We start from the raw sequence: 23,027 nt of genomic DNA on the forward strand, positions 1-23,027 counted from the left end.
GCTATAATGGGAGTGTTTCCTATGAAGCTTAATTTCTTGTGGACTTCTCGCAGAAAGAGGGAGTTATTGATGGACATGAAGTGGTTAGAATGGGCAAAACAAATACAGGCTATCGCCCAAACCGGATTAACCTATACAAAAGATATTTACGATATTGAACGTTATGAAGAATTGAGACGGATTAGTATCGATATCCTAGCCAACTACACTTCGGTTAACAAAGAAAAAATTGAACTCACATTTGCAAGTGATTCCGGTTACGCAACACCTAAAGTCGATATTCGAGGTGTTGTTTTCAGGGGAAGTAAAATACTGTTGGTTCGCGAAAAAATAGATGGAGCGTGGGCTTTACCAGGTGGATGGGGCGACATCGGCCTCTCACCATCAGAGGTAGCCGTGAAAGAAATGAAAGAAGAATCCGGGTTCGATGTCCTGCCGATAAGACTTTTAGCCGTATTGGACAAGAAATTTCATGATCATCCACCCGAACCCTATCATGTATATAAGATGTTTATTCAATGTGAAATTGTAGGAGGAAAAGCTGAAACAGGAGTGGAGACCAGTGCGGTTGAATTTTTCTCGTTGGACGAATTGCCTGAGCTTTCATCGGAAAGAAATACGGTTGAACAAGTTAAAACCATGTTTGAGTTTCTTGACCAGCCCGATAAAAGAGTGATTCTGGATTAAATCCGTAAAAATCCCCCTATAGCGACGATGGATAAACCCATCATACCATTGGTCCACGGTACATCGTCTGCGGAAGGGGATTTGGCTGGATCACCCACGATCTGGATAGAAAGCGTCGTCTGCACCGTCCTCATTAATAAGATTGGCTTTTGGAATGGATACAACAAATGAGGAGCCCTTTTCGCCTTGCGGCGCTGATTTCACGCTAATTCGGCCTTCCAGAGACTGAACGATATCACGTACATGGGACAGGCCAATTCCGGTTGCTGCAATGCCCACTTCATTGAATTTGGTTGTATAACCCGGTTCGAAGATCACGTCTCGCTTTGCCTCGGGTACACCTTTCCCAGAATCGATAACCACAAATTGCACATCGGCTCCCTCTTCCAATACTCGAATCCGAATCGTTCCGTCGTTCTTAATGGCTTCCACGGCATTGGCGATCAGATTATTCATTACAGTTAAGAGAGGAATATAGTAAGGGGAGTCGCAATCATATTGTTGCTCGATATGGATTTCAATCTTTTTGTTCAACATTTCACTATATTTCCGATTTCCCTTGGTCGCAAAGTTCAGTACCTCGGAAAGGCTCATATTCACTGATTTTTCACTATCGTACAATTTCAACAGACCTGCAAGGATACGTTGGGAGTCTTTTTTGACCTCATGAATCTGTTGAGCAATGCCGAGCGTCCGCTGGCTGTATTGGTTCAAGTCCTTCTCTCTGAGATCGCGATAAAGGTCGTAGCTGTCCACGGCAATGCCTTCAATCGTATTCATGGCTTTTTTCAGATAAAAGACTTCACCGTACAGACCTGAGTTAACGCTCAGCATCTGCTCCATCCGCTTCTCCTGCTCAGCATGCAGCAGTCGCATCTGCCTCACCGCAAAGCTGTTATACAGCCCGATGATAAAGTAGCTTCGCAAACCACCGAGCACCAGCAGATAAAGCCATTCTTTCATATAAAAGATATTGGTCCCACTCAACACACCGCGAATGAATAGCTCCACGAGATTCGAGGAAAAATCAATACACGTAATCAATCCACCTAGCACAAGAGGCGGTATCTCATGGAATCTGTTCTTGAGTTTGCTGAGGCCATAGGTGAACACGACATAATACATTCCCGCGCCCAGATTATCCTGCATGCTTTCGATGATCGAGATCGAATTCACATGATTCAGTAAGTCAGCCGATTGAAAAATGAAGTTTGCAATCCCCGCCAAAATCCCCGTCTTCACATAAGACAGATGCGGCATAAGCATCAGCAAAAATAAAAGTATACTTACACCCAGACCAATCCGGAAGTAATCTTCTCGAAAAGGATTTATTTTAAAAAGCGCTCCCACAGCTGTAGCAAAAGCAACTGCAGTCATTTGCACATTTTCATTACGAACCCAATTGCGCATCTTATCCCACCCACCATACATCCGATTAAGTAAAAATACTAACATATGAAGAATCCTTTAGAAATCCTGTAGCTTAAAATAGTTACACATTTTGATTTGGCAAAATTTAATTGTATACTATTAATTACACATCCATTAAGCTCAACCAGATGAACAAAGAGAGGATGATTTCACATGTCGGAAACCAATCAACTGTTCGGACAAGCCCTAGTCAAATCACTAGTCGGAGAACGCGGACATATTCGTATTGCACGCGCTCTACCGGACATTAGCGTAGAACTAGCTAGTCGCAAACATGAACATATGCCATACAGTATCTATCAATTGGTGAAACATATGCATTACTGGCAACAATTTATGTTGGAGCATTTGGAAGGAAGAAAGCCGCAGCTTCCAGCGAATGTGATGGAGAGTTGGCCAGAAGATACGGGTCCTCAGGATGAAGCAGCGTGGGAGGCAGATATTCAGGCCTTCCTGGACGGGGTAGATCGAGCAGTAACGATTGCCGAAACGGTGCAGTTGGATGATTCACTGCCGTATTTCCCCGGCGAAACCAAAGCCGGACTTTTGCGCAACATCGCATCTCATAACTCGTACCATCTGGGCGAGATTGTGCTGCTGCGTCGCTTCTACGGGGCATGGCCACCACCAGGAGGCGGTTTCCCAGAGTAACCCTATTTACATCCGATCAATTGGACGAATTTACAGACACATACATCTAAGCTGTGAAAGGACGATTGTTCCTTTTACAGCTTCTTGTGGTTATAGGCAAGTGACATCCATTGAAGTGCAGATTATAACGCTCATATCCTGCTCCAGGCTCATATATTACTTCAAAGTACGTATATGACTTTGAGGTGCGTACTTCTCATCCTTCTTTTTCTGACCCACAATATGAATAGAAGAAGAGAGGAGCATGTCCATTGAAAACCGAACAATTGGTTACCCGTTACACCGCGCTTGTCATCGGTGCTGGAGGTGTCATTGGAAGAAACCTCATCGATTATCTGATGACACTTCCGCAATGGGATATCATTGGTGTATCTCGCCGCGGAGGAGAAGATGCCCCCAAGTTACGTTATATATCAGCTGATTTACTGAACGAAGCAGACACACAAGACAAACTGAGTCATTTAACGACCGTTACGCATATTTTCTACGCCGCGTATCAGGATCGCCCAACCTGGGCCGAATTGGTACAGCCCAACTTGGCCATGCTCGTCAATGTGGTGAATACCATAGAACCGATCGCTCCAAATCTCCAACATATTAGCCTAATGCAAGGTTATAAAGTGTACGGTGCACATCTGGGTCCATTCAAAACACCTGCCAAAGAAACAGATGCACATCATATGCCCCCTGAATTCAATGTCGATCAGCAAATGTTTCTCGAGAATCGGCAACCCGGAAGTAGCTGGACCTGGTCAGCCATGCGCCCGTCAGTTGTATGTGGATTTGCCCTGGGTAATCCAATGAACCTTGCCATGGTTATTGGCGTTTATGCGTCTATCTCCAAGGAGCTTGGCTTGCCACTTCGATTCCCGGGGAAACCAGGAGCGTATCATTCGCTTCTTGAAATGACTGATGCCACATTGCTGGCTCATGCAACTGTATGGGCAGCAACCGAACCTCGCTGTGCCAATCAGGCATTTAATATCACCAATGGCGATCTGTTTCGCTGGAATGAGCTATGGCCCAGAATCGCTGCATTTTTCGAATTGGAAACCGCACCTCCACTCCCCCTCTCACTTGCAACAGTGATGGCAGATAAAGAAGATCTTTGGAAATCCATGATTGAAAAGTATGGTTTGGTAAACACCCCTTATGATGATGTCTCTTCCTGGGTATTTGGTGACTTTGTCTTCTCGTGGGATTATGACTTCTTCGCAGATGGTTCCAAAGCTCGCCGCTTCGGATTTCATGATTTTATTGACACTGAGGCTATGTTTATGGATATTTTCAGAAATCTACGTGAGCGCAAGATCCTTCCGTAAAGTAAATAAAATGCATAATAAGCCGATTCGTGAATTCCAGAATCGGCTTATATAAGTTCCTCAACGGTCCGTAGTAGTTGGCGGCTTAAACAGAATTTTTCCTCGATCACCATAAACATTCTCCACGTGTATATCGCCCCACCTACACATCAGATGAAGAATCTCTTTAAGACTCCACCCATACTCTGTTAATTCATACTCCACTTTAGGCGGGACCTGGTGATGGGAAATACGGACAATGACCCCCGCCTCCGTTAGTTCACCAAGTTGCTGAGTCAACACTTTCTGGGTGATTGCAGGAATCAGCTTCATCAGCTCACCATTACGTTTCTTGCCAAAGGTAAGATGGAATAGAATAACGGGCTTCCACTTTCCCCCGATCACTTCAAGAAAAGCTTCAACTGCGGTGTTATATACTTTGAGCGGTTCCTCCATATCACCCTCTGTCTCCCTTCCAGGCTATTTTTCAATCTCCCGATTCATCTTCTCAAAAATGTTTACCAATTGGGCACGATCTTCTTCAGTCAGTTTCTGGAATAAATTTTTACGCAGCTTCTGCCCCTCCAATATTGCTCTTTCGAGGACTTCGATCCCTTTGTCAGTAATGTTCAAATATATAATACGGCGGTCAGCTTCATCTACGATCCTGACGGCTAATTTCTTGGCAACCAGCTTATCAGCTAAATAGCTGAGCGTAGGCGGGGTCAGGCCCAATAGCTTGGCAATATCCGAAGGTCGGCTTTTTCCATTTTGATTGAGATGACTGAGTACAAGCACATGAGAGACGCCGAGGTCCTCATTAAACGATTTGTTCCACTGTATAATCAATTTATTGGTGAAATTGTCCATGTTGTGTATGAGCTCAAAAATGTTCTGTTCTTCCATGTGTTCCTCCTCGCAAAAATAAAACAACAGCCCTTATTCAACTTAAGGGCTGTCATCATTTTACACGCTATTGGGCTGAGTATCCACCATCGATAACCAGCTCAGATCCTGTAATGTACGAAGAATCATCCGAAGCCAGGAACAGTGCAGCGTTGGCAATATCGATAGCCTGCCCCAGACGTTGCAGAGGCGTTGCCTGAATGAGTCGGTCAAGCAGTTCCTTCGATGTGTTCAAGGCTTGCGTCATTGGTGTTTCGATGATCCCCGGGAAGAGTGCATTCACCCGAACACCTTGACGACCAAAGGTTGTCGCCGCTGCTTTGGATAATGCGCGTACCGCGCCTTTGGATGCCGAATAGTGGTTAAAGCCTTGTCCAATCAATGCGGTGTATGAAGAAATATTGACGATGGAACCTTTCTTTTGTGCTGCCATATAAGGAGCTACATGCTTCATACCAGCAAATGGGCCAAAGCCATTAATGGAGAGCATTTTCTGCCAATCCTGTGCATCAATCTCCTCAAATGGCTTCTCTGAAGAAATACCTGCATTGTTGACCAGAATATCGATTTTACCAAAACGTTCGTTAACTACTTTGGCTAAAATCTCCCAATCTTCATCGGAGGAAACATTCAACTTCATTCCGTACACATTCTCTTTTTGGCTCGCTTTCTCCAGTGCTTCCTCATTAATGTCTGCGGCAATAACGATGGCGCCTTCCTTTGCAAAGAGATCAACCATGCCTTCACCAATTCCTGATGCTCCACCTGTAATAATAGCTACTTTATTATCTAATCTTCCCATATGAAACGCTCCTAACGTAATTTATTTATACGATGCTGCTTTAGTTGCTAGGCGTATTGTGTGATTTCATAAACTGTTCAAAATCCGGAACGGTTGGGTTGGCAATATAATGGCCGCCTTCAACCTGGATGGTCTGTCCGGTCATGAATTTGGACTCGTCTGAGGCCAGAAATAAGACAGTGTATCCAATATCATCGGGTTCCCCGTGATAAGGCAGCGCGTTATATTTTGCGAACATATCCAATACATCCGGAGGCATATTATTCTGGGCTGCCGGGGTCAAGATCAATCCAGGTGCGACAGCATTGCAACGAATGTTATGCTTGCCATATTGGGTGGCAATATACCTTGTTAGATTCACCACTCCTGCTTTTGAGGCACCGTAAGCAACCCGAACCGCATCGCCTGTAAAGCCAGCCATGGAGGCCGTATTAATGATGGAACCTTCACCCGCTTCAATCATATGAGGGATGGCGAATCTACAGCCGAGCAGCACGCTTTTCAGATTCACGTTCATCAGCCGATCCCACTCGTCCAGATCTACGTTAACCACGTCCAAATCCTTCTTCAGGTTAGTCAGGCCAACGTTGTTGAACAGACTCGTGAGCTTACCATATTGCTGCACCGTAAAATCCACAGCTTCCTTAATCGAAAATTCATCTCCGGCATCAACAAAAACGGCCACTGCCTCTCCGCCTTGAGCCTGAATATCCGCTGCCGCTTCTTTTGCACCATTGACATTGAAATCAGCAATAACGACTTTTGCTCCTTCTCTCGCCATCAATTGGGCTGCGGACAATCCTATTCCAGAAGCGCCTCCAGTTACAAGGGCTACTTTGTCTTTCATTCTCAACATGGTTCTCAAGCTCCTTTCATAAAGAAACCGAAAATAAATAACAGCTCTATTATTTAGATGACTAAATATTAGATGTCTAAATAATAGCAGAGGAATTGTCTTTCTGCAACGCATGCGGCCCTGTATCCTTATATTGGATGCCTTTAGCGAAGCAAGCGAAGTGTTTAATATGGGAATGGAAATACCGGATAAGAATAACCTTATCCGGTTGGCTTAATTTGATCATGTAGTTGACCCATTTTTAATTCAACAATTCAACACAGTCATACACCCACCCGGCACTTAACCAATTGCCCAAGTCGCTGGAGCCGCTGATTGGCGTAATGGTTACCGTGTTGGACCCATTAACAAAATAGGATGCCGGTATATTCCAGGAAAAGGTTGTATTGTTGCCTCGGTAGGTCCCAATCGTAAAGCTACGAGAGTTCGGTTGGGAGGAGGCTGCCGGATTGGTTAACGTCTGACCGTTAATCGTTACGCTGGGTCTTCCATTGTTGTATGCTGCCGTAATACCGATGTTAAGAACATGCGAAGATGCAGCTTGAGAAGAGTTTAGGCTAAAGGTAACGGTTGTGGGCGAGTTTTGTCCCCGGAACTGAATCGCTGGAAACTTGTTGGTTGCACTGCCAGTGGCATAACTGACGGGTCCCCAGCTTGGATTACGGCTATCGGAAGGATGACGGATCGGAATTGTCTGGCCGTTCAGGAACTCTGACGGTGTACCATCCCAATTCCCAATGCGCCAGATGCTGGATGCTTTACTTGGGTCATTGTTAATCGTACGCGTATTCAGCGTTGTCGTTGATCCTCCAGTGACGTTCACACTTTCGGTATAGACGGCCAGTTCCCCCTTATACACCGTCATGGTGTATGTACCTGGAATCATGCTGTATTTGGCAGCTGCCCCGCTCGAAGAGGCATTCACCCAATATTGGGCGTTGCTGTTGGCAAAACCAACTGTATATGCATAACCCGTATCCATACCAGACAGCCCGTTAAGCACGACATTACCTCGGCTGGACACCCAACCTGTCAGGTTCAGACTCGACATCCAGCTAAAATCAGGTACGCTTGGCGTTGCACCGGTGGTGAAAATCAAGGCATACGGCCCATGCAGGCCCATACGCCAATTTTCTGTCTGGGCATGTCCTGAATTCATGTAATTGTAGACCTCCGTATCTCCACCACTCTGGAACTGAATATCACGGAAGAACGGACCTCCCGAGCTCTTCTCTCGGTCGCCATAGGCCATAAACACGCCCACACCATTCCCCGTAACGCCTCGAATGGTCAGATTCTTGGCCTGGTCGTTGCCGTAATACTTCGAGGTACTCTGTCCGTTGGCGTAACCAAAAACATCCTCGCTCTCAATCGCGCCGGTGTTATTCCGATTATTCGAGTTGGCCGGAACCCCTGTTAACACGCTGCCGTTACCCCGGAAAATATAGCGCAATTCACCCACAGACGGTTCTGCTGTGACATACGTTGCCATATAGATAATGTTCTCACCGCCACGTGATGCATAGTAGTGGGTAAGCGTGCTGGTTGAGACGGTGATCAATAGGGTTGATCCCGAAGGAGATGTGTTCCAGGTTACATTGGCAGAGCCCAAACCAGAGCTGATATGGGACCCCTTGCTGGAGCCGTTCAGCTCTGTTCCGTTCATTTTGGCAGATATGATATCGCCATTGGTTTTATTCACCGTGTATACCAGACCTGCTCCTGTGTTCACTTCAATCCTCGACCCGTTATCCGTAACATTGATGGTGGCTGCGTGTCCGGTGGATGTTGGATATAATACCGCTGCTGCCATCATCACCATTAAAAGAAACGAACTGAATCCCTTCTTCACTAAACGTCTGCTCACGAGCTAATCCCTCCCTGGAATCGTTTTTTAACGTTTTCGTAATGGGCCAAAATCAGATATTTAAATATTGTATATGAGATAGCTGAACTAAAAGTACAGCGCTTACATTATAATGTATGACAAACGAGCCTATGTCTCATCTCGGTATTCTTGCTGCATGCGGCATATCCCTGCGGGTCATCTTTCTTCCCTATCGTCCTCTTATAACAACACCTCCTGTATAGGAATAATCTGCAACTAACTTACTGGTAATATCATTAAAATGATACCATTATATTACATAAAGTGGCAATGAAAATAGCTATCAGCCTGCCGTAATCTCTCTCTGTTTTTTGTATCTTATACTCCTTACGGGCAATGTGGAAGATGGCTGAGCTGCCTGAACGCAGCTAAACAATACACCGGCGATCTCACCATCAACATTACGTTCTTCTTCTACCGCATGGAATGAGAGGATTTCAACTGAAAAAGCTGCATCCTTTGTGACGGATGCAGCTCTTCAATATTTTGTATAACAGGAAGCTACAACCTTCTTTACAGTGAACCCTCAAGGTTTGCAGGTTGATTTCCCTCATTCACCAGACCTTGAATAAAGGTCTCAACATTGGGCGCAAGCCAAGTGATCTTGTAGCCTTCTGCTTTATTCACATGGACAACCTCGGGCTCACCGGCATTGCCGGATTCACGATAATCCAGCATCACGACCTCTGAATCGGAAGGGCACTCACACAGAATGACACCGATTTCGGGGTACCCCCCTTGTTCGATGATCACCCGGCTTCCAGCTTCTCCACACAGTGAATGTGCCTTTTCCCGTCCAATACCCAGGATATTCGATATTTCAACTTGAATCTTCCCATCATTCTCCGCCTGACTAACCGGAAAATAACGATAGTGGGGAACACCACCATTATGTAGTTTCATCATGTTCACATAGAATGTCGGCAGCTTGAACACCAATTGATCCTCCACTGCTTCAATTTGCTCTTCAGTAGGTGGGGACAACACATATTGATCGACGTTTGCTGGACTGTCATTCCAGAAGCTCGTCGATTCGGCATGGATACCAGGCGCTGCTTCGATGGTGATTTCAGTCACCGAGTGGACTGTATCCACGGGCTCCTCTACCACTTCTTCTGTAAGCTTGTCTGCTGTTTTATTCCGAATCCATTCCAGGAACTCCTGTGTATCCTCATCTCCCGGCTCCAATCGGTCCGCTGCTTCGAAAGCTTCACGCGCGTTCTCATATTGCTCCAAATAATAATACGCCAGACCAATGCGGTAATGCCAAAGCGGGTCATTTTGTCCCTCTGCTTCAACCGACAGGAATTGCTCCACTGCCTCCTGGTAACGCTCCATATTATTCAAAGCTCTACCCAGATGGTTGACCAGAATATAATTCCGCTCCTCTTCCGGAACCTCTGTAATCGCATCTATAATCTCTTCATAATCATCCTGTTCATGCCAATCCTCTAGCCGTTCCAAGAGTTCATCATTCATTGATCTTGCCTCCCTGTCTTATTCGTTGTAGAAATTATATCATTTAGGCGCTGCCCACTCCAAAAAAGGCGATTTCCACCAACTTAGCTCCAGATGAAATGTTCAACTTTCGGGACGATAGAGTGTCTCTTTTAATATCCTTGTGACGAACGCGGTTTTATTATCACAATAACGATCGATATCGGATCGATACTGCTCTGCTAGCCTGATTTTTAATTGTTGGTATTCATTGCTCGCCGTCTCATTATCTCTTAAATAGTCTCTTAACGCGATATGTTCCAGATACCCTTTTCCATCCTTAGGACAAACATATAAATGATACTTCATATGTTCATCTTGAAATGTCCTTTGAAAGGCTTCTCTTCCCTCAATGCCGAGATTCCCTTGGTATTCGTACCCTTGTAGTGTCAACCGCTTAATAATCTCTGGGAGTACATCATAGCTATCAATGACAACATCCAGATCGATAACGGGTTTAGCTGATAAACCCTCAACCGATGTACTGCCCACATGCTCTACTCTTAGAATTAAGTCACCAATATAACTGATTATCATTTCTTTTATCTGTTCAAAAGCGATTTTCCATTGCGGGTCGTATGGAACGACCTCAATAATAGTTGTTTTTTCGGCCATGATGATCCCCTCCCTAAATCCATGGTATTCATTATCTCCCCTCGTTCATGTTGAATTCACATTTGTGTATTACCGTGCACTAATACTAAAATTGCGTTTACTTGTACCTGCCATTTTTCTACCCACGGCCATTTCAGGCGTTGCAGTACTCATAATGAGTGGTTCCGAACCCGGATTCGGCTTCCGCTTGGCAGGCGTTCTTGCTTTACTTATATTTATTTTGACTACACTTATCGGTACCGTGCCTATTAACAAAGGTGCGCTCGCCTGGAATCCCGATGCACCACCACGCAATTGGAAGCAGTTAGTGAGAAGATGGGAGCGATTAGATGTGGTTCGTTCTTCGGCGGCAATTTTGGCTTTTGTGTTCTTCTTGACGGCAGTGGCGCTGCAGTTAGTCGGGAATTAAAGCGGGCCTAGCTGCCTATTCTTATTTTGTATTCATAACAAGAGAATACTTATTGAAAATCCAGGAGTCCTTCAACTCGTTTACAGCACGTTGGCTGACACGAACGGATGGCTTCTGCTCTTGCATGGCATCTACTCCAGGTGCGGAGAAACGCAGCAGGTTGGTGAATTTTTTAACTCCGCTCGCCACCTCTTCATAAAACGCATAGGTTAACGGCAAATGCTCTCGAATATCTTCGTATATATAGTATTTCCCCTTCTCATCCTCCAAATTGATCTGAAAACCTTTGGGGAGCGACAGGGTAATGCACGGTAATTCATCCTCAGCCCATTGTCCAACATAGGGGAAGTGAATTCCTTCGTTTTTGACGAAAAATCCGGAATTGTGCTGATCCAGCGTAATCAATACTGAATAGGCGAGATATGGGTGATACCCCTCCCTTTTCTCTGCCGCGGTAAAAAAATGATAAAATTGCTCATATCCTTCAAGCACCTGATTCGTATCATATTGAGTCTGATCATAACTAGGACGGATAAACTTTGCTCGTTTCTGCTCAAAAAGTGCCAACAAGCTTTTGAATTCATCCGGTGTTATGAAAAATTTCAGTTTATAAAATCCACTGTGTTTTAATCGATCCAATTAGCTCACCGCCAAATATAGACTTATAAAAACCGATCTCGTTTGCAACGTCAAATCTAGGATGCAGTTTGATACCTACTTCCACAATTTCAACATATTATCCTGCTAAGGAAGCTCTATTCCTCCCTTACCCTAGGATGAGTGTTTGTATCGGAACACAGGACATTCTCCATAAGTAAAAGTAAAAGGGCAAAAACGGTTCGCATTACACGAACCATTTTCGCCCTTTCGAATTTATTAAGAAATGCTATTCTCTTCAACCGAGTCTTCCACTCTCGCTCAGAGCATACACATTCTTTCAACCACTATGTTTACAAACCTTCGATCAGTGCCTTGATTGAGCTGTCACTCTCCAGTGCACGGATGATAATCGTCACGGCTTCAGCCCGTGTAGCTTTGCCACTCGGCGAGAACACGGATGAGGATAGCCCTTGCACCAGATTGGCCGATGAAGCCTGCGCAATTGCCGCCGCTGCCCAGTTACTGCTGTCCACGTCACTGAAGCTGGCCGGAGTGCTAGTCGCAAGTGCGTTCAGATCAAGCACACGAGCAATAATCGTCACCATCTCAGCGCGGGAGATCGTCGCATTAGGTTTGAAGCTACCGTCCGCATAGCCTGTAATGACTCCCTTGTCAGCCAGAGCGCTGATATATCCAGCTGCCCAGCTAGACTTCGTATCTTTGAAGCTAGCCGAAGCCGAATTCTCACCAAGGCCAAATGCCCGGGCAATCATTGCGGTAAATTCAGCTCGGGTGACGGACGCATTAGGCCGGAACGAACCATTCTCGTAACCATCCACCATGCGTAATTTCACGGCAGCACCAATACTTCGGTTGGCCCAGTGACCAGAAATATCGCTGAATGTCTTTTGTTCATTTTTCGTTGCCGCTATGGCTTCATTAACTGTCTTCAGTACCGTTTCCTGGCTCACAACACCTGATTTGAACGGATTAACCTGTGTTGCTGGCGGTACCGTTGGTTCTGTTGTAGGAGGTGTGGTAACCGTACCCGAATCTGTTCCAGAACCTGTTGATGGTGTGGATGGTGTGGATGGTGTTGGTGTAGTGACGGAGCCACCACCTGTACCAGGTGAAGTCGGCGTTGTTGGCGTAGTCCCCGGATTTGTTGTATCCGTAATCGCCAGTGCAATGCGGTTGCTCTCATATTTCACCTGGGCATTATATTTGCTTGGCAGGCCATCCACCTGAACAGAGGCGAACTTTCCGCTTTGCTGATTGGCTCCATGGCTTACAAGCGTAATCTCACCCGCACCAGGTACATAGCTGCTGGCAAAATTCACATGCAGTGCTCCGGCGGAGTTCACCGTACCTTTAACGTCGAGCACGTCATTTGCGGAAGCCACGTTGAGCTCCAGCGTACCGTCAGCAGCCTGCACGAAGTTGCCTTCAATGTTCCATTTGCCAGTTACGCTCTCCGTAACCGTCCCCCCGTTGTTGACCACATCGCCACTACCGAACGCAGTAGCTGTATCACCTTCCAATGTGCCCGCGCTAACCTGAGTACCTCCGGAGTACGTATTAGCCCCCCGCAGTTTCAATGTACCGCTGCCTTCCTTCGTCAGCTTGCCGGTACCGGAGATGTTGTTCCGCCAAACATCCACCGTGTTAAAACCACCCTTGCTGGCATCCATCACTACCGTTACATCACTGTTGAATGCGCCATATCCGTCTGCCGCAGCGAACAGATTGAGGCGTCCCCAGCCTTCGGGATCATCCAATACAGGGTAGCCGGATGTAATTCCGGTTGTCGCCAGTACAGCACGACGCTGATCCGCACTAAGATAAGGCTGTCTGGTCTCAAGCAGCACCTCTGCTCCTTTAGGGACTGGCATAGGCTCCGTTGTGGAACCGACCTGCGGGAAGCCATAAGTCAGACGTTGGGTATACTCGGCCTTGTTTTTCTCGTAGTCGGTAAATCGGTCTTCTGCTGTTCCGGTCTCCTTCAGCAGTACATTATGCGCTTGATCGTAAGCTGCCTGCTTCAGTTCAGCATTCTCCGGATCATTCAGAGCACCTGCTGCGAGGGCAGTTGCAAGTACACGACCGCCCATGACATCCAATGGGGAGTGCATTCCGGCAACAACTCGGTTGTTGCCCATTTCCGAAGCACGGGTTACCAACTCCTGAAAACGTTCAGGCACGGCATAAGCGAATGCAATTGCGGCAAGGTAGGACGCATTGGTATGCCCGCTCGGGAAGCCGCCGTCCGAGGCCGCCTCTGCCTCATCTTTAATTGCTGGTCTCAGCGTTGGCACAACAACCTCATGAGTATTTAACCAGCGGAATGGACGCATATAACTGAAGAAATTTTTGGAAGGGTTGGTTGACGCAGCATTACCGCGCAGGGCTCCGACCAGATCAACCATTTTACCTAGATCGGAATCGGAACTTCCTGCTTTGTTCGTGGTATTACCGTCGTCATACTTCTTCGTTGTGGCATCGTCCGGGATACTCGTAATGGTCGTATATGTGCCCGATTTTTCACGATATACATCAGCCAGTGAACCCAGACCCTCGGTTGCACCGTAAGTTTGATTTGTACGATCGGTATAGTACGCGGCGTCCTCCTCCGCTTGAGTGCGGTTTGCTGCGATATCCGCTACATATTGAATGTTATAGTCCAGTATGTCGGGTTGAACCTTAGTGCCATTGTTCCAGGAAGAACCTGGTGTCCAGAGATCCAGGAACTTGGACAATGTGCCAAGGGCCGGGTTGGTCTCAAGTGTAGTGTTCGATGAGTTATTATTCTTATACGTATCTACAAAATAACCCCAAGCCGGCTCCTGCGGTAATGGAACTTGCGAATCACTTGGTGCCGCAAGCACAGCAGTTGATGCAATTGAATTGGATATGAGCACGACACCCATAGCAGCGGTCAACATTTTCTTTTTGTTTTTGTTGGCTTTCGTTTTCAAATCTTTTCGACTCCCATCGTTTGGTAGTTGGTCTCGAATCGGTCTCAATGTAGCACCCGGCACGTTTAACCAGCAATAAAACAATTTCGCCATTGTATCAATTTCGGAGCAATATCGCCTGTTTTCGACATTTAACATTCCCTTCATATAAATCGTGAACTTTGGTGGAATCAGGTAGTGTATAATCGTCGCCGGGAGGAATGCCTCATGAAAAAATGGAGCTCCGCATGGGCGGGTTTGGCGATTTCGTACGGTTCCATCGTGGTCGTCATTGTGCTGCTTATATGCTCTTTCTTCTATATCTATTTCTCGCGCAGTTACAATGAGGAATTGCAGAACAAGAATCAGCTGATTCTTGAAAATACAACACGAACCATTGAAGGAACGATCCTGCAAAGGGTGCAGCAGATCTACCTGGACTTGTCACTCGACAAGTCTGCGGATATTCGACTGTTCGCGGAACCATCTACTCGAAGCGGGCTAGACAGCGTCATTGACCTCCAGGAGTTACTTAAGTCCAAGGTTGCCGGCAACGCGGACATGATTCAGGCCATACATCTTTATTATCCTGGACAAAACATCATGCTATCGTCGCTATACGGCCTGCGCTATAACGCCGATCAAGGGGAAGGCTCGGCTTATTATTCAGATTGGCTTCAGGATATGCGGGCCAGCAAGCAAAATAGCCTGTGGACGGCTTCACGCCAGGTACCGCAGGACATTTTCTCCAGCGTGCCAGGTGGCACAGCTGACAGTAGCAACGCCCTGTTGACGTACACGCACAGCTATCCTTTTCAGTCCACAGGCGAAACCGGTGATGTCTATATTGCAATAGATGTAAAAGAAAGCGCGATTAGCAGCATTATAGAGAATATGATGCCCTCACAATACAAAAGCACATTTATCGTTAACCATATGGGTAACACCATTAGTAATGCCAATACCGACACGCTGGGGCAGCCAGGCGAATACGGCGCGAGCATCAAGAAAGCACTACAGTCTGGAAACGCGAAGGGCAGCTTTGACGACAAGATCGACAATACATCGGTTGTTGTGTCCTACCAGACCCTGCCTTCGACAGGATGGACTATCTATAGCGCAATGCCGGCCAGCTTCTATTATGAGCAGTCGATCATGGTACAGAAGCTCATCCTCGGCATCTGCATGATCGCCATCGTAATCGGTCTGGCGCTGTCAGCAGTTTTGCTCAGAGCGAATTACAGCCCGATCAAACGCCTCGTCAGCCGGATTAAGGACCTATCCGGACCGGCAACAACGCATATTACGAATGAATACCGGCTGATCGACAGTGCCTTCATGCAATTAAACGATAAGGTGAGCAGCCTTGAGGAAACACTGCTGGCGAACAGTCCGGCAATCAAGCATAACGCTGTACTGAATCTGCTGCATGGCGGCTATAGCCGAGAACAGTGGGCAGAAGAACGGACTGCACTGGGCATCTCACATCCATATCAAGCATACAGCTGCTTGCTTCTGAATACCGGGGTAGCCCATATGGGACTTAGCTCGGAGAATCTGCCATCCGTCATATCGAGATTTATCCATGGGCTGGAGTCGCTACCCTTGCCAGATAGTCACCTGATTGCCGAGGAGCTGCCGGACAAGAAGCTGGCGGTTATTCTGTGTACGGATATAGCGTCTGGACCGCTCCTGGACAAGCTGTCCCAGCTTCTATTGTCAGAGGCACGACAGCAGTTTCAGCTTGATATCCAGCTGTCGTCAGGCTCCTGGGTGCAGGAGCTGGCCGATGTGCACAGAAGCTTCAGCGAGGCCCAGGCGTTGATGAAATACGCTTATTTCCTGCCCAATCTCTATATCCTGAAGGATCGCAGTATTCTCCAGCGGGAGCACAATATGGATGAAATTCCTCAGACCATGCTTGCCAAGTTCAGGGACAAGCTTCATGCCAGGCAGCCGGATGAGGCCGTTGCCGCCGTTGACCAGTTCATTGCCACGATGAGGGAAGGATTATATCCCGCAGACTATTGCCATTTTATGCTGGCGAATGCGGTATTCGTCTACTCGGATGTTGTGAAAAATGCCCGTTACAAGCATCCCATTCAGCTCGGTCATACCGATCTGTATCATGAGTACATCAGTATCGCCAATATCGTGGCATATCGCGACTGGCTCGTGGAGTCGATCAATGTATTTATCGCTGAAACGGAGAAACGGAACAGCGAACGGGCCGTTTCTACCATCGGGCTCGCAAAACAATATATTGAGGAGCATCTGTCCGAAGATCTGTCACTGGAGGCCGTAGGAGCGCAGGTGTTCATCAGTTCCAAATATTTGAGCAAGCTTTTTAAAGAGGAGCTTGGCGTTACCTATACCGACTATGTCACCTCCCGGCGGATGGAACGGGCCAAAGTACTGATTGAGAACAACAACATGACTATTGAACGGATCGCAAGCTCCGTCGGCTACGGAACCACTGCCTATTTCATTAAACGGTTCAAGGAAATGTATGGCTGTACGCCGGGCCATTATTTACGCAAGATTGCTTCGGCAGGAATCGCGGAAGCGGGATCTTAAGGTGAGGAAGGGTTGCGGATGAAAAAAAAGGGATGGCTACGCGCTACAGCGCTTCTCGCAATGCTGATTCCGGTAGGCATGATCAGTATCCTCAGCGGCTGCGATCTGCCACTCGGACAGAAGACCATAACGGATAAGCAAGAAGCCGATTCGGCTTCCCCCAATCCGCGCTACCACATTTCATGGACGATGCATCAGAATTATCCGGTGCCGGAGGATGCGGAGATGCTCAAGTACGTGGAGGACAAATTCGACGTCGATCTCGATGTGTGGAATCTTGTAAATAACAAATATGAATCCCTTCTCGACATGAAGCTGGCCCAGGGTGCCATTCCCGATCTGTTCCGTATCCGCCAGCCGCAGGACCTGCTCAAGTACCAGCAGCAAGGCGTACTGGCCGAGATTCCCGTGGATATGCTCAACACATACGCCCCGAACCTAATGCGGATCATCCGGGAAAATGCGCCTGCTTACGAAAATGCCGGAAGGATTGACGGAGCCTATTATGGTATTCCCGTCATTAATCCGACTAACATCTATCGCACTCCGGTCGTTTTTCGGCAGGACTGGCTGGACAAGCTCGGCCTGCCGGTGCCGCAAACGCTGGCTGATTTTGAGAGGGTAATCTATGCCTTCACCAACGATGATCCTGACGGCAATGGGATCAAGGATACCTATGGCCTGTCCAGCGAAGGCATGAACGTTGTATTTGGCGCCTTTGGGCAAATTGTTTTCGCGGATCAACTCTACTTCAGCATGAAGGATGGAGAGCAGGTCATCGGTGCCCTTCAGCCCGAAATGAAAGAAGCACTGCAATATTTACGCAAATGGTACCGGGACGACGTGATCGATCCCGAGTTTATTACCGGGGAGAATAAGGGCAGCTACAAACACCTATCCCACGCCTTTATTAACGGCAGAATCGGAATGACATCGATGGGCAATTATTATCACTGGATTCAGGATGGTGATTACCTGGGCTGGAGTTATGGTTCGAATGGTCATGCCGTAGAGACTCCGGTGCAATCGACCTTTAACGTGAAGGAGCTGACCGCCAAGAACCCGGAGGCCCGGGTGGTGTTCGGCAGACCTTTTACCGGACCATACGGGCAGCGCGGCTCCAAGGGATACGATATGTTAATGAGCTTCACAGCCATCGGCGCCGACGCTGTTAAGGAACCGGGCAAGCTTGCGACGATCCTTCGAATTCTGGATGATGTCAGCGCAAACCCTGATCCGAACGAGGCAGCTACCATGGCCTTCGGCGTGAAAGGCAAGCACTGGACTTGGACTGATACGTTTCCGCAGAACACGGTCATTCTTCCTCCGTACGATAAGATGTTCAGTTATCAGAACGGAATTGGCGCCAATCTGGGCATGACCGTGCCCCTGAAGCAGACCGGACGACGAGAGCAATGGGCTTCGACCCTCGGCCTGGACCAGGACGGCATTTACAACTCACTTGAGGTAGCAACCCCCTCCCTTGCCAAAAACGGAGCAGAGCTGATCAAGCTGAAGAACAAGGCCTACATCTCCTTCATTACAGGCGAGAGACCACTGAGCGAATTTGATGATTTCGTGGAGGAATTCATGGCCGCAGGCGGCGCGGAAGTACTAAGCGAAGCGAATGAGTGAGTGATGTGAAACGAAACAAGATATAAGGATTTTGAGTTACATGCAGTAAACAAAACGCGAAAAAGGCTTCATATAAACCGAAGCCTTTTCGCGCCGAATAATATACAGTTTTATAATCATGTTGTTTATTTGTTTATTTGAGCAAGTTCACTAAAAAACACCAAGAACATACTAAACAAAATAACCACAAGAATTGTAAAACTAATACTGGCTAACGTTACATATTTTTTTGAACCTTGCGGGTTGATAACTTTTGAAAAAAAATATACAAATACATAACTAAATATAGCAACAACTACAAGAATTAAAGGTGTAGTAGTCATCATTCAAAACCTCTCATTTTAATAAGTAATTTAGCCTTCGAATTCAGATTTCCTGTGAAGTTGGAAACACCTATGTTATCAAAAATTCAGTTCTCAACATATCCTTCTGACATCCTAACTTTACTGTTAATTACATCTATCAGCACTCATAATCGGTCTATTATCCTACAACCATGTCTACGTTTTAATCATTTGATTTCATAATCGCAAGGTCATCCCGCCATTCATGAACCAAAAAAGAGCAGCTCACCGCTGCTCTTTCCTATTTCCGCCCATATTCACATGTGATGGACTTAAGCCAAATATTCCGCCATAATCTGCTCGACATCAAACGGGGTAATTCCTTGATCCACCGAATAGATCGTATCGGCCTGATCCATCGTGTCCACTAGTTCACCTCTGGCCTTGGCATGAAGCATGAACAAGTCGTATAGATCCGGTTTGCGTAGCGTGGTCAGGGCTTTGCCCATCAGGACCATCCCTTTTTGATTACCCTCCACATTATTGTAATATTCCGGGTGCCTAGTCAGCGCCAGATCCGTCCAGATGACCGTACGCTCCACCAAATCCATAATGACGGGAATCGCGATCTGCGTATCTGCTGTGATATCAATCTTGTTTGCCACCGTAGACGGCTCGAAGATCTCACCAGAACCCGGCTTCTTCCGCATCATCCAGCCCACAAAGCATTCCGGCAAATCGCAATATGGATGACTCGTAAAGGAAAGCAGACTCGCCACCACATAACGTCCACCATAATCAACAATTGACGGAATATGCAGGTCAATGAACTCGCTCGCACCATGAGGCGCTGTCACGATATCACCGCTGTGAACAGCCTTGTAGTTGGATGAACGCAGATTCGTATAGGAGATGTGCTCTACATAGTTCCAGTTCTCATCGTACATCACCGCAGACAGATCGATATCCACGCGCCCCGTTGCTTGACCATTCACGTTCCCTTCCTTCCACCAGTTGAAGAAACGAATCGTATCTCCCTCGGCCATCGGCACCCGGCTTCCCCGAACAATCGTATGAAGGGCTTTGCTCGCCGATCTTTGCGAAAAGGGAACCAGATAATCATGGAGCTGTGGGTCGACATATGTCTTCCCAAGTGAAGGAAGGGCGGCGAAACGCTGCACCAGCGCCTGTTCACACATTTGCACAACTTCGTGACATATGTCATCATCCATCTCGGGAAGCTGATTCGGAATGGCGAAAGCCTTCGCTACATTGCCTTTCGGGAAAAATACACGCAGATCCTGCGGTTCATTACGCCGGGCAAAATGCTGCTTTACCTGCAACAAAACCGGGGTCGATATTTGCTCCAGAATTTCTCCGAACGCCAGCAATACATATTCCTTATCCGTTGTAGAGCGCAACATGTGATCCAATCTTCTCGCAAATTCACCAGGGCGCTGCTTCAACAGCTCAATCAAACTCCACACATTATGGTATTGAAAGGCCAGCTCCACACTTCCGTTAAAGGTCGTAAACGGCTTGTTATTACGCAAAATATCAAAAGCTTCCTCGCATCGCGGGTACCGCAGCTTATATTCAGATGGATGCAGAATTTCGCCCAGACGAATCCAGCGATCCTTATATCGAAGCATGTCTTCCGTAATTGAACCGCATTGCTCCAGCAAACCGAGCAACAGGCGTCTCTCACGCCGCTTGAATTTACGGAAAGGCGAAGCTAGAGCCAAGCTGACATCCCCACCCGACCAAGCCACAGCGAGACGAAGCACATCGGTTGCCGTTCTGAAATACGGGCCGATTCGGTCGATATTGGCCTTTTCATACGTTAATAACGAAGCTACTACGAACCCCACATTTTCCTTAAAAGGAATCTCAGATGGCAACAGCGCATCTACTTCATCCGGTTCCGTATGTTCCAGCACCGTATCGATATCTGCTTTGTCCGTCTCCGAGATGGAGCCGTTGGCTTCGATCAGTTGGCGGATGAGCGTCTGGAAGTCAGCCTTGTTGCCGAGGCCAATGACTTTCAGGTTTATTTTATCCAGCAAAGGTACCCTTTCCAGCGGTTCACGAATCGGATATACCAAGGTCAGATAATGAAGGATAGCATTCAGGTAGAGTTCCACCTCATCTTCCTCCATCACCTGCGCCGGGAATCCAGGGTACATCGGTTTGTAGTCCACATGTGCACCGACCATGATTCTCAGATCAGCCACAACCTGGGCCATCAATGCTTCAAATTGTTCCTTGGATAATGTTCGCACGGCCTGCATCAACTCATCCGAGAAGGTGTATCCAAGCGTTTCTATATTTTTAAGGGCAGTCGCCAAATAAACTTTCGGCAGCTGTTTCTCCCCTTGTTCTTGCTCGATCATGAGTTTCTTCGCTCTGCGCAAATAGATGGTATTGTTCATGATAAAAGAGTCCAGGAAAGCCATATCCCTACAATTGGTGGTCTGCTGTAGAAGGAAGGAATATGATAGCCTGGACGCCTCCTCTCTGAATTGAGATCTTCAGGAAAGCGGCGACCCTAAGTTCGCCAATGAAGTTAGAAGGAAGGATCGCCATAGCCTGAAGGCCAAAAGTCCGAAGCTTGTGACCCGAACCTTTGATAAACCCATCATCTCAGATTCCACGATCTCCCAACAGGGCGAAAGTATTACGACTGCCTTAATCGCGAAATAAATTATGTGTTTACAAGATCCTGTTAGCTCGTTGCTGAACACCACCGTTAAGGGGGATTGCTCAGCTATGCGTCGAATAGTTGGAAGAGAGATCTGTAACAGACGTTCAGGAATCTAAAATACGATTAGAGGATGGATAAGAAAATGAAGGCAAAACTTCAAACCCTATATAACGATTATCTCAATATAAAGTGGAAAAGAGGGCTAACGCCTGTCCATTCGGAGCCTTTTGAATATGGTTTATATGAAGACGATAGCGCAGGCTTATTCCTTTCCGGTCATTCTGAAGAAACCTTTACGAACTGGATGAGCGAGCTCCGTCCAGAAGATCCATACTATGGCAGCAAACCAATTGGGAAGCCCGTTCTCGCTGAAGTTTTTAACCAATTGGATGTATACGACGAACTCGTTTTGTATTATCTGCTCTTTACCTTAAATACCACCCTGTCCATTCATACGCATAACTCCTACAGCGCGATGAATGATTTTATGAAAAACTATAGCTTCTTTCAGCTCGCCCAACTGAATGGACTGTCCAGCTTAAAGGATCAACAGAAGCGTGAATTGAGAGACTTTTTCTTCTTTTTTTATCTTTATACGCATCCGGTTAACGAGGAAACCCTTTACGCCTGTTCGTTTAGCGGGAAGGACCTTATACATACCAAAACCGATATCAAGCTGGAGCACTACTTCTCGGCGTTTCACGACTACTACATCGCAAAACTAGATAAATATGGAGAGCAAATCCTCATCTCCCCACATGAAATACAGGCTTGCAAACATCTTACACTGGAGCTGATACGAACCATCGAGGGTAAATCTCCCAAGCTAATCATGCCCATGGAAGAAGGATTAGAGGCTGTAGTAGAATTAATTAATAACGTGGATCAAATGCTGCATATGTACGTGAAAAATAAGACTTTGCTGTTTGATGTCATGAGAGACTTTCTCGCTGACCCCCGTACCAGCCCCTATCGGGATCATTGCTTCACTACGCTGCTTCAGAACTATGTTTCATATATTCTGTGTTTTAACTTTGATGAGATTCATGCGTTGGTGGATGATTTCAGAGACACGCCAGAATGGTGCGGGATCGTCATCAATAAAATCTTTACGGATGCCATCTTTACTCATAAGATTATGAGGAAGAACGCTATTGAGATTACAGATTATCCGGATGTCATGGAGTTCTTTAACGAGGAATCGAGAAAGTTTTATCTGTAATTCGGAAT

Annotated in this window: 19 protein-coding genes; 7 read left to right on the forward strand and 12 right to left on the reverse strand. The window is 46.8% G+C overall.

Annotation, left to right across the window (positions count from 1 at the left end):
- Window positions 1–69: 69 nt before the first annotated feature.
- On the forward strand, window positions 70–687 hold the full coding sequence (locus BUA17_RS13115; protein ID WP_072733967.1) for an NUDIX hydrolase: 618 nt from the start codon (window positions 70–72) through the stop codon (window positions 685–687).
- Window positions 688–777: 90 nt separating this feature from the next.
- Here the strand turns inward: BUA17_RS13115 and BUA17_RS13120 are convergent, their stop codons facing one another.
- Entirely contained in the window at window positions 778–2,142 is a 1,365-nt protein-coding gene (locus tag BUA17_RS13120; protein WP_244552136.1) for an ATP-binding protein, read from the reverse strand.
- 129 nt (window positions 2,143–2,271) lie between these two features.
- Between BUA17_RS13120 and BUA17_RS13125 the strand changes: the two genes are divergently transcribed.
- Together BUA17_RS13125 and BUA17_RS13130 are read left to right on the forward strand one after the other, a co-directional pair.
- Window positions 2,272–2,769, forward strand: a complete 498-nt coding sequence (locus BUA17_RS13125) for a DinB family protein (RefSeq protein WP_072733884.1) — start codon at window positions 2,272–2,274, stop codon at window positions 2,767–2,769.
- A gap of 251 nt (window positions 2,770–3,020) precedes the next feature.
- The gene (locus BUA17_RS13130; RefSeq protein ID WP_072733885.1) at window positions 3,021–4,091 is read left to right on the forward strand and encodes an SDR family oxidoreductase; all 1,071 of its coding nucleotides are present in this window, start codon (window positions 3,021–3,023) and stop codon (window positions 4,089–4,091) included.
- A 60-nt stretch (window positions 4,092–4,151) separates the two neighbouring features.
- Here BUA17_RS13130 and BUA17_RS13135 read toward each other — a convergent pair whose 3' ends face one another.
- From BUA17_RS13135 to BUA17_RS13165, 7 genes are all read right to left on the reverse strand, one after another.
- Window positions 4,152–4,526, reverse strand: a complete 375-nt coding sequence (locus BUA17_RS13135) for a winged helix-turn-helix transcriptional regulator (RefSeq protein WP_063565814.1) — start codon at window positions 4,524–4,526, stop codon at window positions 4,152–4,154.
- A 24-nt stretch (window positions 4,527–4,550) separates the two neighbouring features.
- Entirely contained in the window at window positions 4,551–4,976 is a 426-nt protein-coding gene (locus BUA17_RS13140) for a MarR family winged helix-turn-helix transcriptional regulator (RefSeq protein ID WP_072733886.1), read from the reverse strand.
- A 67-nt stretch (window positions 4,977–5,043) separates the two neighbouring features.
- Window positions 5,044–5,778 carry an SDR family NAD(P)-dependent oxidoreductase gene (locus tag BUA17_RS13145; protein ID WP_063565812.1) on the reverse strand — a complete coding sequence of 245 codons (735 nt, stop codon included), beginning with the start codon at window positions 5,776–5,778 and terminating at the stop codon, window positions 5,044–5,046.
- 40 nt (window positions 5,779–5,818) lie between these two features.
- Window positions 5,819–6,634, reverse strand: a complete 816-nt coding sequence (locus BUA17_RS13150) for an SDR family NAD(P)-dependent oxidoreductase (RefSeq protein ID WP_063565811.1) — start codon at window positions 6,632–6,634, stop codon at window positions 5,819–5,821.
- A 241-nt stretch (window positions 6,635–6,875) separates the two neighbouring features.
- Complete coding sequence (locus BUA17_RS13155; protein ID WP_072733887.1) at window positions 6,876–8,501, reverse strand: rhamnogalacturonan lyase B N-terminal domain-containing protein; 1,626 nt, start codon at window positions 8,499–8,501, stop codon at window positions 6,876–6,878.
- Between the two features lie 534 nt (window positions 8,502–9,035).
- On the reverse strand, window positions 9,036–10,001 hold the full coding sequence (locus tag BUA17_RS13160) for an SMI1/KNR4 family protein (RefSeq protein WP_072733888.1): 966 nt from the start codon (window positions 9,999–10,001) through the stop codon (window positions 9,036–9,038).
- 102 nt (window positions 10,002–10,103) lie between these two features.
- Window positions 10,104–10,634 carry a GrpB family protein gene (locus tag BUA17_RS13165; RefSeq protein ID WP_072733889.1) on the reverse strand — a complete coding sequence of 177 codons (531 nt, stop codon included), beginning with the start codon at window positions 10,632–10,634 and terminating at the stop codon, window positions 10,104–10,106.
- Between the two features lies 1 nt (window position 10,635).
- On the opposite strand from BUA17_RS13165, the gene BUA17_RS13170 reads away from it, so the two are divergent.
- On the forward strand, window positions 10,636–11,043 hold the full coding sequence (locus tag BUA17_RS13170) for an anthrone oxygenase family protein (protein ID WP_170867837.1): 408 nt from the start codon (window positions 10,636–10,638) through the stop codon (window positions 11,041–11,043).
- Window positions 11,044–11,064: 21 nt separating this feature from the next.
- Here the strand turns inward: BUA17_RS13170 and BUA17_RS13175 are convergent, their stop codons facing one another.
- The gene (locus tag BUA17_RS13175; protein ID WP_072733891.1) at window positions 11,065–11,682 is read right to left on the reverse strand and encodes a hypothetical protein; all 618 of its coding nucleotides are present in this window, start codon (window positions 11,680–11,682) and stop codon (window positions 11,065–11,067) included.
- Window positions 11,683–11,993: 311 nt separating this feature from the next.
- Window positions 11,994–14,585, reverse strand: coding sequence for an S-layer homology domain-containing protein (locus BUA17_RS13180; protein WP_083584706.1), 2,592 nt, complete (start codon window positions 14,583–14,585; stop codon window positions 11,994–11,996).
- Window positions 14,586–14,825: 240 nt separating this feature from the next.
- Between BUA17_RS13180 and BUA17_RS13185 the strand changes: the two genes are divergently transcribed.
- Both BUA17_RS13185 and BUA17_RS13190 read left to right on the forward strand, forming a co-directional pair.
- Window positions 14,826–17,174 (forward strand): AraC family transcriptional regulator, encoded by a 2,349-nt coding sequence (locus tag BUA17_RS13185; protein WP_072733893.1) that lies wholly within the window; start codon window positions 14,826–14,828, stop codon window positions 17,172–17,174.
- 18 nt (window positions 17,175–17,192) lie between these two features.
- Window positions 17,193–18,809, forward strand: coding sequence for a type 2 periplasmic-binding domain-containing protein (locus BUA17_RS13190; protein WP_072733894.1), 1,617 nt, complete (start codon window positions 17,193–17,195; stop codon window positions 18,807–18,809).
- Between the two features lie 125 nt (window positions 18,810–18,934).
- On the opposite strand, the gene BUA17_RS13195 is transcribed toward BUA17_RS13190, so the two are convergent.
- A complete protein-coding gene (locus BUA17_RS13195) occupies window positions 18,935–19,135 on the reverse strand; it encodes a hypothetical protein (protein WP_072733895.1) in 201 nt (66 codons plus the stop codon).
- 290 nt (window positions 19,136–19,425) lie between these two features.
- Entirely contained in the window at window positions 19,426–21,525 is a 2,100-nt protein-coding gene (locus BUA17_RS13200) for a TerD family protein (RefSeq protein WP_072733968.1), read from the reverse strand.
- A 414-nt stretch (window positions 21,526–21,939) separates the two neighbouring features.
- Here BUA17_RS13200 and BUA17_RS13205 point away from each other — a divergent pair, with 414 nt between their 5' ends.
- Window positions 21,940–23,019, forward strand: a complete 1,080-nt coding sequence (locus tag BUA17_RS13205; protein ID WP_072733896.1) for a hypothetical protein — start codon at window positions 21,940–21,942, stop codon at window positions 23,017–23,019.
- Window positions 23,020–23,027: the final 8 nt, after the last annotated feature.

Origin of the sequence: Paenibacillus sp. ov031, from assembly GCF_900143165.1 — a bacterium.
GTDB lineage: Bacteria > Bacillota > Bacilli > Paenibacillales > Paenibacillaceae > Paenibacillus > Paenibacillus marchantiae.